Origin of the sequence: Rhodococcus sp. p52, from assembly GCF_000763325.2 — a bacterium.
Taxonomy (GTDB): domain Bacteria; phylum Actinomycetota; class Actinomycetes; order Mycobacteriales; family Mycobacteriaceae; genus Rhodococcus; species Rhodococcus pyridinivorans.
The window spans coordinates 1,219,266-1,233,052 of record NZ_CP016819.1; the positions used below are offsets into that span (position 1 = coordinate 1,219,266).

General features: G+C 67.0%; 16 protein-coding genes. 10 read left to right on the top strand and 6 right to left on the bottom strand.

Annotated features, from left to right (window positions below):
• Positions 1-57: 57 nt before the first annotated feature.
• Positions 58-1,404: an MFS transporter gene (locus IM25_RS05510; protein WP_006550734.1), complete on the bottom strand. Its 1,347-nt coding sequence runs from the start codon at positions 1,402-1,404 to the stop codon at positions 58-60.
• Positions 1,405-1,708: 304 nt separating this feature from the next.
• Here IM25_RS05510 and IM25_RS05515 point away from each other — a divergent pair, with 304 nt between their 5' ends.
• The 9 genes from IM25_RS05515 (at position 1,709) to IM25_RS05555 (ending at position 8,777) form a co-directional block, all read left to right on the top strand.
• The gene (locus IM25_RS05515) at positions 1,709-2,953 is read left to right on the top strand and encodes a CoA transferase (RefSeq protein WP_033097526.1); all 1,245 of its coding nucleotides are present in this window, start codon (positions 1,709-1,711) and stop codon (positions 2,951-2,953) included.
• Positions 2,950-4,143: an acyl-CoA dehydrogenase family protein gene (locus IM25_RS05520; RefSeq protein WP_006550736.1), complete on the top strand. Its 1,194-nt coding sequence runs from the start codon at positions 2,950-2,952 to the stop codon at positions 4,141-4,143. The genes IM25_RS05515 and IM25_RS05520 overlap by 4 nt, the downstream gene beginning before the upstream one ends.
• 42 nt (positions 4,144-4,185) lie before the next feature.
• Positions 4,186-5,343 carry an acyl-CoA dehydrogenase family protein gene (locus tag IM25_RS05525; RefSeq protein ID WP_019290603.1) on the top strand — a complete coding sequence of 386 codons (1,158 nt, stop codon included), beginning with the start codon at positions 4,186-4,188 and terminating at the stop codon, positions 5,341-5,343.
• An 83-nt stretch (positions 5,344-5,426) separates the two neighbouring features.
• The gene (locus IM25_RS05530) at positions 5,427-6,047 is read left to right on the top strand and encodes an AIM24 family protein (protein ID WP_033097527.1); all 621 of its coding nucleotides are present in this window, start codon (positions 5,427-5,429) and stop codon (positions 6,045-6,047) included.
• Between the two features lie 6 nt (positions 6,048-6,053).
• Positions 6,054-6,758, top strand: coding sequence for an AIM24 family protein (locus IM25_RS05535; protein WP_065995842.1), 705 nt, complete (start codon positions 6,054-6,056; stop codon positions 6,756-6,758).
• Positions 6,755-7,504 (top strand): AIM24 family protein, encoded by a 750-nt coding sequence (locus tag IM25_RS05540; RefSeq protein ID WP_016693090.1) that lies wholly within the window; start codon positions 6,755-6,757, stop codon positions 7,502-7,504. Before IM25_RS05535 ends, IM25_RS05540 begins: the two co-directional genes overlap by 4 nt.
• A 151-nt stretch (positions 7,505-7,655) precedes the next feature.
• A complete protein-coding gene (locus IM25_RS05545) occupies positions 7,656-7,853 on the top strand; it encodes a (2Fe-2S)-binding protein (RefSeq protein ID WP_033097528.1) in 198 nt (65 codons plus the stop codon).
• A gap of 48 nt (positions 7,854-7,901) precedes the next feature.
• Positions 7,902-8,378 carry a bacterioferritin gene (gene bfr, locus IM25_RS05550; RefSeq protein WP_016693088.1) on the top strand — a complete coding sequence of 159 codons (477 nt, stop codon included), beginning with the start codon at positions 7,902-7,904 and terminating at the stop codon, positions 8,376-8,378.
• 111 nt (positions 8,379-8,489) lie between these two features.
• Positions 8,490-8,777 carry a GNAT family N-acetyltransferase gene (locus IM25_RS05555; protein ID WP_065995843.1) on the top strand — a complete coding sequence of 96 codons (288 nt, stop codon included), beginning with the start codon at positions 8,490-8,492 and terminating at the stop codon, positions 8,775-8,777.
• 19 nt (positions 8,778-8,796) lie between these two features.
• On the opposite strand, the gene dmpG is transcribed toward IM25_RS05555, so the two are convergent.
• The 4 genes from dmpG to IM25_RS05575 all read right to left on the bottom strand — a co-directional run bounded on the left by dmpG (position 8,797) and on the right by IM25_RS05575 (position 12,470).
• The gene (gene dmpG / locus IM25_RS05560; protein ID WP_033097530.1) at positions 8,797-9,852 is read right to left on the bottom strand and encodes a 4-hydroxy-2-oxovalerate aldolase; all 1,056 of its coding nucleotides are present in this window, start codon (positions 9,850-9,852) and stop codon (positions 8,797-8,799) included.
• Positions 9,849-10,781, bottom strand: a complete 933-nt coding sequence (locus IM25_RS05565; RefSeq protein ID WP_019290597.1) for an acetaldehyde dehydrogenase (acetylating) — start codon at positions 10,779-10,781, stop codon at positions 9,849-9,851. The genes dmpG and IM25_RS05565 overlap by 4 nt, the downstream gene beginning before the upstream one ends.
• Positions 10,778-11,623 (bottom strand): 2-keto-4-pentenoate hydratase, encoded by an 846-nt coding sequence (locus IM25_RS05570; protein ID WP_065995844.1) that lies wholly within the window; start codon positions 11,621-11,623, stop codon positions 10,778-10,780. Before IM25_RS05570 ends, IM25_RS05565 begins: the two co-directional genes overlap by 4 nt.
• A 91-nt stretch (positions 11,624-11,714) precedes the next feature.
• Positions 11,715-12,470 carry an IclR family transcriptional regulator gene (locus IM25_RS05575; RefSeq protein WP_033097576.1) on the bottom strand — a complete coding sequence of 252 codons (756 nt, stop codon included), beginning with the start codon at positions 12,468-12,470 and terminating at the stop codon, positions 11,715-11,717.
• A 138-nt stretch (positions 12,471-12,608) separates the two neighbouring features.
• Here IM25_RS05575 and IM25_RS05580 point away from each other — a divergent pair, with 138 nt between their 5' ends.
• Positions 12,609-13,145 (top strand): J-domain-containing protein, encoded by a 537-nt coding sequence (locus tag IM25_RS05580; RefSeq protein WP_024102428.1) that lies wholly within the window; start codon positions 12,609-12,611, stop codon positions 13,143-13,145.
• On the opposite strand, the gene IM25_RS05585 is transcribed toward IM25_RS05580, so the two are convergent.
• Entirely contained in the window at positions 13,132-13,785 is a 654-nt protein-coding gene (locus tag IM25_RS05585; protein ID WP_024102429.1) for a CoA transferase subunit B, read from the bottom strand. The two genes, IM25_RS05580 and IM25_RS05585, sit on opposite strands and share 14 nt — an antisense overlap.
• Positions 13,786-13,787 lie beyond the last annotated feature (2 nt).

Below are 13,787 nucleotides of genomic sequence, written 5' to 3' on the forward strand. Positions count from 1 at the left end.
GGTAGGGGTAAGTCTTTCGGCGGAAGCTTCCGTTAGGCGGAAGCTATGCCGAACAGGTCAGGCGGCTGCCCGGATGATCTTGCGGTCGCGCTCCGGGTCGGCCAGGAAGAGCACCAGGATCGCGGCGAGCGCACCGAGTGCACCGATGACCTGGAAGGCCGTTGCATAGCCCTCCGCCGCGGTGGCGGCGTTGTCGACGAGGACACCCGTGCCGTAGGGGGCAACGAGACCGCCGACCGCCATCAGCGCGAGGAAGACACCCATCGTGCCGGCGGTCTGCTGCGGCGGGCACAACTCGGAGATCGCGGCGTTGATCAGCGGGAACGCGATGGCGCCGAAGCCGTAGCCGATGGAGACGACCGCGACGGCCAGAGCCGGCGTACCGATGGACGGGAGGAAGACCAGGATGGCACCGCAGATGAGCACACCGACGGCGGGCACGATGATGCGGACGACCCGCGAGCGGTAACCCTTGGCGCTGAGGCGGTCGGTGACCGTGCCCGAGCTGATCATGAGGAACAGGCCGATGATGGACGGCAGGGCGAACATCGAGCCGGCCTGCAGAGCGCTGTAGCCGAGACCGACCTCGAAGTAGGACGGCAGCCAGGTCAGGACGACGGTGGTGAGCGCGTAGACGACCATGATCAGGATCGCGCAGCTGATGAAGGTGCGAGTGAGGAAGATCTTGCGCCACGGCACGGACGGTTCGGTCTGCGCGGCGGAAGCGGCGGTCTCGGCGCCCTTGACGGCCCGGGTCGTGTAGGGGCCTTCCTTCCAGCCGAGGAGCCAGCAGCCCATCCAGATCGCACCGAGGATCGACAGCGAGATCAGCGCGGCACGCCATCCCCATTCGACGGTGATGAAGGTCAGGACGGGAGCGAGGGCGATCTTGGCGACCGAGGCGGAACCGGCCAGGAAGGCGCCGGGCAGGCCACGCTTGGCCGGCGGGTGCCACGAGTACGCGGCGGTGTGCATGAGCGCCGAGCTCGGTCCTTCGGCGAGACCGAGCAGCATGCGGGTGACGACCAGCATCGCGAAACTCGCACTGACGACCAGCGGCAGCATGACGAGCGACCAGGTCAGGCCGAGGGCCAGCAGGGCCCAGCGGAGGGTCATGTACTTGTTCAACGGCCCGGCGAAGAAACCGCCGACGGTGAATGTGACGAAGAACAGCGACCCGACCAGGCCGATCTGGGAGGAGCTCATGCCGAGCTCACGCGCCAGAGGCTGGGCGATGATGCCGAGGACGGCCTTGTCGGCGTAGTTGACGACGTAGAGGAAGATGACCAGGCCGGTCATGCTCCACGCGCGGCCGGGGGTCACGAGAGGGGTCGAGCCGGTCGTCGGCCGACCGGGCCCGCCGGCGGCTGCCGACTTGTCGTGCGCGATTTCGCCTGTGGTCACTGGGAGTCCCTTCAGAACTCGAGCGGGATGGCCGACTTACGAACGATCGGTATGTCGCTGTCGGAAGAACGTCACGCCTGGCGTCTGCATGTATTGAACGTGAGCCATGTCACCTGAAGCAAAGAGCGGGAGGCGAACGAATCGATCACTGAAACCTATGACTCATCACACGGCGGATTCAAGCCGCATCGAGTATTGGTCTGCGCTAACCGAGCGATAGCCGATCGGTGCTGTTCCGGGCGGCAAAACCTGGGCATGCTGACTGTGCCCGAAACAATCTGCGACGAGGACGAGCGAGCCCAGCATGAACTCCACCGCTTCCACCGACGAGCTGCCCTCGTCCACTGCACCCCTCGCGGGAGTGCGCGTGGTCGAGGTGTCCAGCTTCGTGGCCGCACCCCTGTGCGGCATGACCCTGGCCGCGCTCGGCGCCGACGTGATCCGGGTCGACCCGATCGGCGGCGCTGCCGACTACCGCCGCTGGCCGGTCACCGACGGCAACGAGTCGATCTACTGGGCCGGCCTGAACAAGGGCAAGCGATCGCTCGCAGCGGATTTCCGTAGCCCGGAGGCACAGAACCTGATCCGCGACCTGATCATCGATGCCGGCGTGCTGGTCACCAACGCCGCCGGTCGCTCGTGGCTCGACTACGACGAACTCGCCGCGATCCGCCCCGACCTGATCCACGTGCAGGTCCTCGGTCGCGCCGACGGCACCGGCGCCGTCGACTACACCGTCAACGCCGCCGCCGGTTTCCCGCAGGTCACCGGTGCCGAGAACGTCTCGACTCCGGTCAACCACGTGCTGCCCGCCTGGGACGTCTCGTGCGGCCTGTACGCGGCCCTGTCGGTTGCCTCGGCCGTCTACCGTCGCGAGATCACCGGCGCCGGAACGAGAGTCGTTCTCCCGCTCGAGGACGTCGCGTTCGCGACCGTCGGCAATCTCGGCTACATCGCCGAGGCCCAGCTCGGCCGCCCCGTCCGGGAGAAGGTCGGCAACTCCGTCTACGGCACCTACGGCGCCGACTTCGCCACCAGCGACGGCGCACGCTTCATGCTCGTCGCGCTCACGCCGCGCCACTTCCGCGATCTCACCGAGCTCACCGGCACCGCCGAGGCCGTGGCCGCACTCGAATCCGCCCTGGGCGTCGACTTCCGCGACGAGGGCACCCGGTTCGAGCACCGCCACGTGCTCAACAGCCTGTTCGGCGCCTGGTTCTCGCGCCACACCGCCGACGAGGTCGAGACGGCGCTGGGCGGCACCTCGGTCCTGCACGAGCGCTACCGCACGTTCGCCGAACTCGCCGCCGACCCGCGCGTGACCGACAACCCGATGTTCCACAAGCTCGACCAGCCGCGCATCGGCAGCTACCACGCCCCGAGCACCCCGATGTCCTTCGACGGCCGGTACCCCGAGGTCCGCCCCGCGCCGGCCAACGGCGACGACACCGCCGAGGTGCTCACCGAACATCTCGGGCTGACCGACGACGAGATCGACGCCCTCGCAGCATCCGGCACCATCCGCATCTCCCAGAAAGAGCACGCATGACCCGCCTCGCCCAGACCCTCGGTCTGACGGAATTCCAGTCCGAGATCCTCGACACGGTCCGCGCCTTCGTCGATCGCGAGATCATCCCGAACGCTCAGGAACTCGAGCACTCGGACACCTACCCGCAGGCCATCGTCGACCAGATGCGCGAGATGGGCCTGTTCGGGCTGATGATCCCCGAGGAGTACGGCGGGCTCGGCGAGTCGCTGCTGACCTACGCGCTGTGCGTCGAGGAACTCGCCCGCGGCTGGATGAGCGTCTCCGGCGTCATCAACACGCACTTCATCGTCGCGTACATGATCCGCCAGCACGGCACCGAAGAGCAGAAGCAGTACTACCTGCCCCGCATGGCCACCGGTGAGGTCCGCGGCGCGTTCTCGATGTCCGAGCCCGAACTCGGCTCCGACGTCGCCGCCATCCGCACCAAGGCCAAGCGCGACGCCGACGGCAACTACGTCATCAACGGCCAGAAGATGTGGCTGACCAACGGTGGTAGCTCCACTCTCGTCGCCGCGCTGGTCAAGACCGAGGAAGGCTCCGACAAACCCCACAAGAACCTGACCACCTTCCTGGTCGAGAAGCCTGCCGGCTTCGGTGAGGTCGTCCCGGGCGTCACCATCCCCGGCAAGATCGACAAGATGGGGTACAAGGGCATCGACACCACCGAGCTCGTCTTCGACAACTACAAGGCCTCGGCCGATTCGATCCTCGGTGGGGAGCCCGGCAAGGGCTTCTTCCAGATGATGGACGGTGTCGAGGTCGGCCGTGTCAACGTCTCGGCCCGCGCGTGCGGTGTCGCGATCCGCGCCTTCGAGCTCGCCGCCCGCTACGCCCAGCAGCGCACCACCTTCGGCAAGCCCATCGCCCAGCACCAGGCGATCTCGTTCTCCCTCGCGGAGATGGCCACCAAGGTCGAGGCCGCCCACCTGATGATGGTCAACGCCGCACGTCTGAAGGACTCGGGTGAGCGCAACGACGTCGCCGCCGGCATGGCCAAGTACCTCACCAGCGAATACTGCTCCGAGGTCACCCAGGCCGGCTTTCGCATCCACGGCGGCTACGGCTACTCGAAGGAGTACGAGATCGAGCGCCTCATGCGCGAGGCTCCCTTCCTGCTCATCGGCGAGGGCACCAGTGAGATCCAGAAGACGATCATCAGCAAGGGTGTGCTGCGCAGCTACGCGCTGTAAGGTGCTCCCCCACAATCACATCCATCCCTGGAAGGACAACGCGTGAAGCGCACGCTGTACAACGAGGATCACGAGGCGTTCCGGCAGACCGTCCGCGACTTCATCGCGAAGGAGGTCGTGCCCGTCTACCCCGAGTGGGAAGAGACCGGCCATCCTCCGCGCGAGTTCTACAGCCGCATGGGCGAACTCGGGCTCCTCGGCATCCAGGTTCCCGAGGAGTACGGCGGAGGCGGCGAGACGTCGCTGAAGTTCAACGTGATCCTCGCCGAGGAGGCGTCGGCGGCCGGTGTGTCGTTCGGTTCGTCGTCGGTGCACTCGAACCTGATCCTGCCGTACATCATGCAGAACGCCACCGAGGAGCAGAAGCAGCGCTGGCTCCCCGGGTTCGCCTCGGGTGAGCTGATGTTCGCCATCGCGATGACCGAGCCGGGCACCGGTTCCGACCTCGCCAACATCGCGACCACCGCGAAGCTCTCGGAGGACGGCAGCCACTACGTCCTCAACGGCGCGAAGACGTTCATCACCGGCGGTGCTCTCGCCGACCGCATTCTCGTCGTGGGCCGCACCTCGCCGTACAACCCCGAGGACCGTCGCGGTGGCCTGTCGATCCTGGTGGTGGACACCAAGAGTGAGGGCTTCGCGGTCGGACGCAAGCTCCACAAGATCGGTCTCAAGACCTCGGACACCGCCGAGCTGTCGTTCGACGACGTGAAGGTGCCGGTCGCCGATCTGCTCGGCAAGGAGGGCGAGGCGTTCTCGTACCTGACGCAGAACCTCGCGCAGGAGCGTCTCACCATCGCGTTCGGTGCTGCCGCCACCGCGGCCGCGGCGATCCAGCACGCCATCGCATACACCAAGGACCGCAAGGTCTTCGGCAAGCCGGTCGCGTCCTTCCAGAACACCAAGTTCGTGCTCGCCGAGTGCTCGACCGAACTGCAGGCCATGCAGATCATGGTCGACAACGCGATCGAGCTCAACGACCGCGACGAACTGACGGTGCCCGACGCCGCCCGCGCGAAGCTGTTCGCGACGGAGGCCGCCGGCCGCATCATCGACAAGTGCCTGCAGCTGCACGGCGGCTACGGCTACATCACCGAGTACCCCATCGCCCGCCTCTACGCCGACACCCGCGTGACCCGCATCTACGGCGGCACCAACGAGGTCATGAAGACGATCATCGCCAAGGATCTGGGACTGTAGGTCCTCTGTAGTTCTTCGGTGGAGTGGGCCCCGCTACCGGGGGTTCACTCCACCGAAGTCGTTTCCGACTATCGTTTCCCGCCATGCGGCTAGTCGTGAAGACCAAGAGGGTGATCGAAGCCCACCTGAACAATTCGTCCGTCCGGGCCCTGTCGGGGTCGATGGTGGCGTACGAGGGCCAGGTCGGTTTCAAGTCCGCCGGTTTCGGTGGTGGCGAGGGTGTTCTCTCCGGGCTGCGGCAGCGCGCGACGGGTGAGGGGCTCTCGCTCATGGAGTGCAGCGGCACGGGCGTCGTCTACTTCGCGCACCAGGCGCAGGACGTCACGGTGCTGGAGCTGAACAACGAGACGCTGCAGGTCGAGTCCGAGCAGCTGCTGGCGCTGAGCGGGAATCTGAACACGAACGTGACGTTCGCGGGTCTGCGCGGCGGCATGAGCGGCCAGGGTCTGTTCACCACGACGGTGACGGGGACCGGGCAGGTCGCGCTGCTCTCCGCCGGGGGCCCGCTCATCCATCTCGAGGTGTCGCCGCAGTATCCCCTCGTCGTCGATCCCGACGCCTTCGTGTGCGCGAAGGGGCAGCTCACGCAGTCGTTCGTCACCGACGTGTCGTGGCGCTCGGCCATCGGTCAGGGCAGCGGCGAGGCGTTCTCCCTCGAGTGGGTCGGCGTGGGCGTGGTCTCCATCCAGCCGGCGGAACGGTAGGAACAGATGAGCTTCACGAAGATCAACGGCAAGGTCGTGCGCGTCGACCTGCGGCAGTCCGGTCCCGTCGTGCCCCGCCGCGGCGCGATGCTGTTCTACACCGGCAACGTCCGGTTCTCCCCCCACGGTGTTCCCGGTGGCGTCGGGGGCGCTCCGGGTCTCGGTGGTCTCGCCGGTATGGCGGGACGCATGCTGCAGGGTGAGCACGAGGCCACGATGCTCGCGCAGGGCGACGGTGTCGTGCACTACGGCTTCCGCGGTCTCGAGACGCACATCGTCGACATGTCCGCGGGCGGTGAGCTGCGGGCGGAAGCGTCGCGCCTGCTCGCCCACACCACCGGTCTGCAGTCCACGGTCGTCTCGGTGGCCGCCGCCTCCGGTGGGGGCGGTGGCGGCGGGGGTCTGCTCGGGGCGCTGCGCGGCGCCGCCACCGGAGCGATGACCGGCACCGGCATGTTCACCACCCAGCTGATCGGCCAGGGCGCGGCGGTGCTGCTCGCCCATGGCGGCGTGTTCGAGCTTCAGGTGGGTGGTCCGACGCCCGTGGTCGTCGACCCGCAGGCGTTCGTGGCGTCCTACGGCCCGGTCCGCACCGAACTGAAGTCGTCGATGAGCTGGCGGAACGTCGGTCGCACCGGTGGGGAGGCCATGCAACTCGAATGCAGCGGACAGGGCATCGTCTACGTGCAGGCATCGGAGGAGAAGCTGTGAGTACCGTTCTGAACCCGTCGAGCTTCGGCGGCAGCGACAACGTGCCGGGCAACCCCTACGCCTACTGCATCGACCTGCAGACGCCCTGGTTCCTGTCGAAGGGCGCGATGATCGCGTACTACGGTCAGGTGCAGTTCTCGGCACTCACCCACGGGCTGCAAGGACACCTGCTGCACATGGTGGCCCAGCAGTTCTCCGCTCCGCTCTATCTCGGCGACTACGTCGTGGCCGAAGGCTTCGGGAAGCTGATCATCGGCGACCGCGGATACGACATCAACTCGTACGACCTCGACGACGGCAACCTCACGATCCGGCAGGCCAATCTGCTGGCCTTCGAACCGGGCCTGTCGCTCAACCAGTCGATCGTCCCGGGTTTCCTCACCCTCATCGGTACGGGCCGTTTCCTCGCGTCGTCGAACGGGCCGGTGATGTTCGCCGAGCCGCCGCTGCGGGTCGACCCGGAGGCGCTCGTCGGGTGGGCCGACTGTCCGTCCCCCAGCCATCACTACGACGAATCGTGGATCACCGGATTCGTCTCGGCCGGGGCGCGGCGTTTCGGTGTGCAGTCCGGTGAGGAACGGCAGTTCGATTTCACCGGTGCCGGAACCGTCCTGATCCAGTCGAGCGAGAAGGTCCTCGACGATTCGTCGCTGGTGCGCACGATCGAGAACCAGATCCCAGGCCTCACCTCGCCCGGTCTGCACCGGATCAACCAGGTGGTCTCGCAACACCTGCAACAGCAGTAGCTGCAGTATCACACCCTGGGACGGACCTGGGCATAACACGGATCCGACCCCCTCTTCTTGTGACTACGATCACAAGCTAGGCTAGCCTAAGCCGATGTAAGGTTTGGGCAACCTAAGTGAGTGTTCCCTCAGTCGCAGAAAGGTGGCTCTGATGATCGTCTGCAGTTGCCACGCTCTTACCCACCACCACATCGAGGCAGAGGTGGCTGCGGGAGCACGCTGTACCCGCGAGGTGAGCGCCAAGTGCCGCGCCGGCACCGATTGTGGCAGCTGCGTCCGGAACATCTCCGCGATCATCCGGCAGGCCCGCCGGCGGAATGAGACCATCGAACTCGAGACCGCCGTGTAGCCAGCCCCTACCCGGCGGTAAACCTGATGGTTCACCCCGGGAGGTGCCATGAAGGGCGACAAGAAGGTCATCGAGTTGCTCAACGAACAACTCACCGCCGAGCTCACCGCGATCAATCAGTACTTCCTGCATTCGAAGATGCAGGACAACCGCGGATGGGCGAAACTCGCGAAGCACACTCGCGACGAGTCGTTCGACGAGATGCGTCACGCCGAGAGACTCACCGATCGGATCCTCTATCTCGACGGACTCCCCAACTACCAGCGCCTCGGGGCGTTGCGTCTGGGTCAGACCGTCAAGGAGATGCTCGAGGCCGACCTGCAGGTGGAGATCGAGGCCCGCGACCGGCTCCGGAAGGGAGCCGAATACATGCGCTCGGTCAGCGACATCACCTCGGCCAACATCTTCGAGGAGATCCTCGCCGACGAGGAAGAACACATCGACTATCTCGAAACCCAGCTCGATCTGATCGAGCAGCTCGGCGAACCGCTGTACCTCGCCCAGCACATCTCTCCGCCGGAATAACCCGGCACAGCAGAACGGGCCGCGGCATTGCGCCGCGGCCCGTTCTCTATGCTGTGGACACACCAGCTTGGCTGTGGGACACACCAGCTTGTCGACGGTGAGAGGAAGACCATGAGCGATTCGTCCGTGACCGTGGTGCACAACGCCGAGAAACAGAGGTACGAAGTCCGGGACGACGACGCCGTCGTCGGATACACCCAGTACCCCCCCGACGACGGCCGCCTCGTCTTCGACCACACCGAGATCGACAAGGGTTACTCCGGTCAGGGACTCGGAGGCAAGCTCGTCGGTTTCGCCCTCGACGACGTCCGCGAACGCGGCAAGCGCATCGTCGCGATCTGCTCGTACGTCGACAAGTTCATCGAGAAGCACCCGGACTACCGGGATCTGACCGACTAGACATGCACGCGGGCGCTGGTCAGTTCCCCGCGCGGTTGCGCAGGTCGAGTGCGACGTCGGTGATCATGTCCTCCTGCCCACCGACGAGGCCGCGACGGCCGATCTCGACGAGGATGTCGCGGGTGTCGAGACCGTAGATGCTCGCGGCGGTCTCGGCGTGACGCAGGAAGCTCGAGTACACGCCGGCGTAGCCGAGGGTGAGGGTCTCGCGGTCGACCTGCACCGGACGGTCCTGCAGCGGGCGCACGAGATCGTCGGCGGCGTCCTGCAGCCCGAACAGATCGCACGAGTGCTTCCAGCCGAGCAGGTCGGCGACGGCGACGAAGGGCTCGATCGGGCAGTTGCCGGCACCGGCACCGTGTCCGGCCAGCGACGCGTCGACGCGGATGACGCCTTCCTCGACGGCACACACGGAGTTGGCGACCGACAGCGACAGGTTCTGGTGCGCGTGGATGCCGATCTGCGTGGTCTCGTTCAGGACCTCACGGTAGGCACGCACACGCTCGCGGACACCGTCCATCGTGAGGCGTCCGCCGGAGTCGGTGACGTAGACACAGTCGGCGCCGTAGGACTCCATGAGCTTCGCCTGGCGGGCGAGCTCCTCGGACGGGGCCATGTGCGACATCATCAGGAAGCCGGACACGTCCATGCCCAGTTCCTTCGCCGCGTCGATGTGCTGCGCGGAGACGTCGGCCTCGGTGCAGTGCGTCGCGATGCGCACCGACCGCACGCCGATCTCGTAGGCACGCTTCAGCTCGTGGACGGTTCCGATACCGGGCAGGAGCAGCGTGGTGAGCGTGGCCGAATTGATCGCTCCGGCAGCGGCTTCGAGCCACTCCCAGTCGGTGTTGCTGCCGGGACCGTAGGTCAGCGAGTGACCGGCGAGACCGTCGCCGTGAGAGACCTCGATGGCGTCCACACCAGCACGGTCGAGCGCACCGGCGATCTTCGCGACGTCCTGTGGCGTGATGCGGTGGCGGATGGCGTGCATGCCGTCGCGCAGGGTCACGTCCTGGATGTACAGAGCCGTTCCGTCGCTTGCGAATTCGCGAGTCGTCGTCGTTGCCGCGGTCATGCCGTCACCTGATCCTTCGTGCGTGCCGCCACGGCGCGTGCGACCTGCAGCGCCGCGGAGGTCATGATGTCGAGATTGCCCGCGTACTCGGGCAGGTAGTGCGCTGCGCCCTTGACCTCGAGGAACACCGCGACCTTCCACAGAGGGCCGGTGTGGTCGGTGAGCGTCTCCATGGGCTCGGTGACCTCGGTGAACTGCACCTCCTGCTTGAGGGTGTAGCCGGGCACGTATTCCTGGACCTTCGCGACCATCGCCTCGACGGACGCGACGATCTCGTCCTTGCGGTCCTCACCGACGAGAGCAAGCACGGTGTCGCGCATGATCATCGGCGGCTCGGCCGGATTGAGGATGATGATCGCCTTGCCGCGCGTGGCGCCACCGATCTTCTCGATGGCCTGCGAGGTGGTCTCGGTGAACTCGTCGATGTTGGCGCGGGTACCGGGGCCGGCCGACTTCGAGGAGATCGAGGCGACGATCTCGGCCCAGTGCACCTTGGTGACCTGCGAGATGGCCGCGACGATCGGGATGGTGGCCTGACCACCGCAGGTGACCATATTGACGTTCGGGGCGTCGAGGTGCTCGGTGAGGTTCACCGGCGGCACCGTGTACGGGCCGATCGCGGCCGGCGTCAGGTCGATGAGCATCTTCCCGTGCGGGCGCAGGACCTTCTCGTTGTACTCGTGGGCCTTCGCCGAGGTTGCGTCGAAGACGATCTCGATCTCGTCGAAGCGCGGGTGCTCGACGAGTCCTTCGACACCGGTCGAGATGGCGTCGATGCCGAGGCGCTTCGCCCGTGCGAGGCCGTCGGATTCGGGGTCGATGCCGACGAGGGCGACGGTTTCGAGTTCGGCGTCGGCCAGTCGCTTGATCTTGATGAGCAGGTCGGTGCCGATGTTGCCCGACCCGATGACGGCAACCTTGGTGGTCATGAGTTCTCCTGTGCGGTGGAGCTTTCGGAAGAGAAACGCGCGGTGACGGTGCCGAGCGAGGAGATCTCGGCGCGGACCGTGACGCCGGGCGGCGCCGGAACCATCGGGCCGAGTGCCCCCGACAGCACGACCTGCCCTGCGCGCAGGGGCTGCCCGAACTCGCGTGCCGTGCGCGCGAGCCACAGCAGGGCGTTTAGCGGATCGCCGAGGCAGGCTGCGCCGTTGCCCTCGGAGACGAGCTCGTCGTCGACGTACATCCGCATGGTGGCGTCGATCGGCTCGAACTCGTCGAGGGGGAGCGTCTGCGAACCGAGCACGTACAGGCCGCTGGATGCGTTGTCCGCGACCGTATCCGTGATCTTGATGTCCCAGCCGGCGACGCGGCTGTCGACGATCTCGAGAGCGGCAACCGCGTGGCCGACGGCGGCGCGGACGGTCGCGAGATCGAGATCGTCCGAGTCGAGGTCGGCGGAGAGGACGAAGGCGATCTCGGCCTCGGCCTTCGGCTGCAGCAGGCGCTCACTGGGCACCTCGTCGAGAGCGGTGACGTCCATGTCCTCGAAGAGGACACCGAAGTCGGGGCGGTCGACACCGAGCTGCTGCTGCACCGCCGGGGAGGTCAGGCCGATCTTGCGTCCGACGATGCGGGCACCTTCGGCGAGCCGGCGGTCGGTGAGCTGCTGCTGCACCGCATACGCCAGGTCGATGTCGGTCTCCCCGAGCAGGTCGCGGACCGGACCGCACGGTGTGGAGCTGCGTGTGGCCTCGATGAGACGGTCGGCCGCCGCACCGGCGATGCGGGTGCGATCCGCCGCTGATGTGGTGTTGGAGCTGGTAGTCATCACGTCCTCGTCGTTCGATGGATTACGACCATCGTGGCGGCGAGGTCCGCCCCCGTACAGGGGGTCGTTCCGGTGAGTGGAACGTGCGCGCTCAGAGGTTGCGAATGGCCTCGCGGCGGGCGTGGGTGGCGGCGATACCCGCGGCGGCGGCCTTCACCGCTCCCTCGTGCTTCTCCGGACGGAACCGGGTGACGGGACCGGTGACGCTCACCGCCGCGATGGGACGCTCGTCCGCGTCGAGGATCGGGGCGGCGACACAGGCCAGGCCGACCGCGGACTCCTCGAACTCGAAGGCCACCCCGCGCTCGAGCACGGTCGCGAGATTCGCCCCGAGCCGCCCGGGGGTCGTGATGGTGCGGGGAGTCTTGCGCGCCAATCCGGCCTCGACCACCTCGGCCAGCAGCTCCGGTGGGGAGAACGCGAGAAGAGCCTTGCCGATCCCGGTGCAGTACATGGGCATTCGCCCACCGATCCGGGACGGCGTGGACGCGGGGCGATGTCCGCCGATCTTCGAGACATAGACGACCTCGACACCCTCGGGGACGCCGAGGTGCACGGTCTCGTGGGTGCGCTCGTAGAGGTCCTCCATGAACGGGATGGCGACCTCGACCAGCCCCCGCTCGAGGGAGGCGCGCAGGCCCAGTTCGAAGAGCTGCCCGCTCAGGCGGTAACCGGCCGGGTCCTTGTCGAGCAACCGGACGGCGACGAGGTCGCCGACGACGCGGTGCAGCGTCCCCTTCGGCAGACCGGTGCGTCGACCCAGTTCGGCGAGGGTGAGGACGTGGTCGTCGGCGGTGAACGCCCACAGCACGGTGACGACCTTGCCGAGCACCGTGTTGGTGTCCACCCCGTCGCCCGGCGGGCGGGCATGCACCGGCGACTCGCGCTGTCCTTCCACGTGGCTCAGGTTAGGACACCAGCACCGTGTGGCGGTCGGGACCCACAGCCGCCCGGACCCGGTGCCCGCCCCTGGCATCCTGGATGTGTGACCGAGCGCAAGCGGTGGGATCTGACGTTCGAGACGTGGATCGAACGGCAGATCCGCGTGGCGCAGGACCGGGGCGATTTCGACGATCTGCCCGGTTACGGCAAACCCATCCCCGACCACGGCGACGACGAGCTGTGGTGGGTGAAGAGTTATCTGGCGCGCGAAGGTCTTTCAACGGAGGCTCTGCTGCCGCCCGAATTACAGTTGCGGCGCGAGATCGAGCGGCTGCCCGGCACGGTCGGGTCGGCTCCCAGCGAGAAGGTGGTGCGCGAGATCGTCTCCGATCTCAACCGGCGGATCGCCGACTGCCTGCGGTTCCCGAGCGGACTGCCCGTGCCGATCCACAAGGTCGACGCCGAGGAGATGGTGGAGGTGTGGACCGTCGAGCGGGCGCGTCGTCGTGAGGAGGCCCGCACGGCTCTGAACTCGACGCGACCCCGGCTCGAAACGGAGTCCGAGGCCGGGGCCGTGCGCAGGGGGTGGATCTTCCGGTGGTTCCGCAGGCGGAACCGGCCGGTCGTCAGGGAAGGGTGAGCGGTGCTCCGGTCGCGGCGCGCACCTGCTCCTCGGTGACGCCGGGGGCGCACTCGGTCAGGACGAGGCCGTCGGCGGCCACGTCGATCACCGCGAGGTTGGTGATGATGCGCTGGACCACGCCCTCACCGGTGAGCGGCAGCGAGCACTCCGAGACGATTTTCGGGTTGCCCTGCTTGTCCGTGTGCTCCATGAGCACGATGACCGTGCGGGCGCCGTGGACGAGGTCCATCGCCCCGCCCATGCCCTTGACCATCTTTCCGGGCACCATCCAGTTGGCCAGATCGCCGGTGGCCGAGACCTCCATGCCGCCGAGCACGGCGGTGTCGATGTGGCCGCCGCGGATCATGCCGAAGCTCAGCGCCGAGTCGAAGAAGGCAGCGCCGGGGTTGACCGTCACGGTCTCCTTGCCGGCGTTGATCAGGTCGGGATCGACCGAGTCCTCGGTGGGGTACGGCCCGGTGCCGAGGATGCCGTTCTCACTGTGCAAGGTGACGTGCACACCCTCGGGCAGGTAGTTGGGGATCAGGGTCGGCAAGCCGATACCGAGGTTGACGTACTCCCCCGGCGCGAGTTCCTGCGCGGCGCGCGCGGCCATCTGTGTGCGCGTCCAGCCGAGTGTCTCGACAGCTGTGGTCATGT

Bases quoted from the DNA above. Each gene is read 5' to 3' on its own strand.
- IM25_RS05515 (WP_033097526.1), top strand. From the start codon at position 1,709: ATGAACTCCACCGCTTCCACCGACGAGCTGCCCTCGTCCACTGCACCC.
- IM25_RS05520 (WP_006550736.1), top strand. From the start codon at position 2,950: ATGACCCGCCTCGCCCAGACCCTCGGTCTGACGGAATTCCAGTCCGAG.
- IM25_RS05530 (WP_033097527.1), top strand. From the start codon at position 5,427: ATGCGGCTAGTCGTGAAGACCAAGAGGGTGATCGAAGCCCACCTGAAC.
- IM25_RS05535 (WP_065995842.1), top strand. From the start codon at position 6,054: ATGAGCTTCACGAAGATCAACGGCAAGGTCGTGCGCGTCGACCTGCGG.
- IM25_RS05545 (WP_033097528.1), top strand. From the start codon at position 7,656: ATGATCGTCTGCAGTTGCCACGCTCTTACCCACCACCACATCGAGGCA.
- bfr (WP_016693088.1), top strand. From the start codon at position 7,902: ATGAAGGGCGACAAGAAGGTCATCGAGTTGCTCAACGAACAACTCACC.
- IM25_RS05555 (WP_065995843.1), top strand. From the start codon at position 8,490: ATGAGCGATTCGTCCGTGACCGTGGTGCACAACGCCGAGAAACAGAGG.
- dmpG (WP_033097530.1), bottom strand. From the start codon at position 9,852: ATGACCGCGGCAACGACGACGACTCGCGAATTCGCAAGCGACGGAACG.
- IM25_RS05565 (WP_019290597.1), bottom strand. From the start codon at position 10,781: ATGACCACCAAGGTTGCCGTCATCGGGTCGGGCAACATCGGCACCGAC.
- IM25_RS05570 (WP_065995844.1), bottom strand. From the start codon at position 11,623: ATGACTACCAGCTCCAACACCACATCAGCGGCGGATCGCACCCGCATC.
- IM25_RS05585 (WP_024102429.1), bottom strand. From the start codon at position 13,785: ATGACCACAGCTGTCGAGACACTCGGCTGGACGCGCACACAGATGGCC.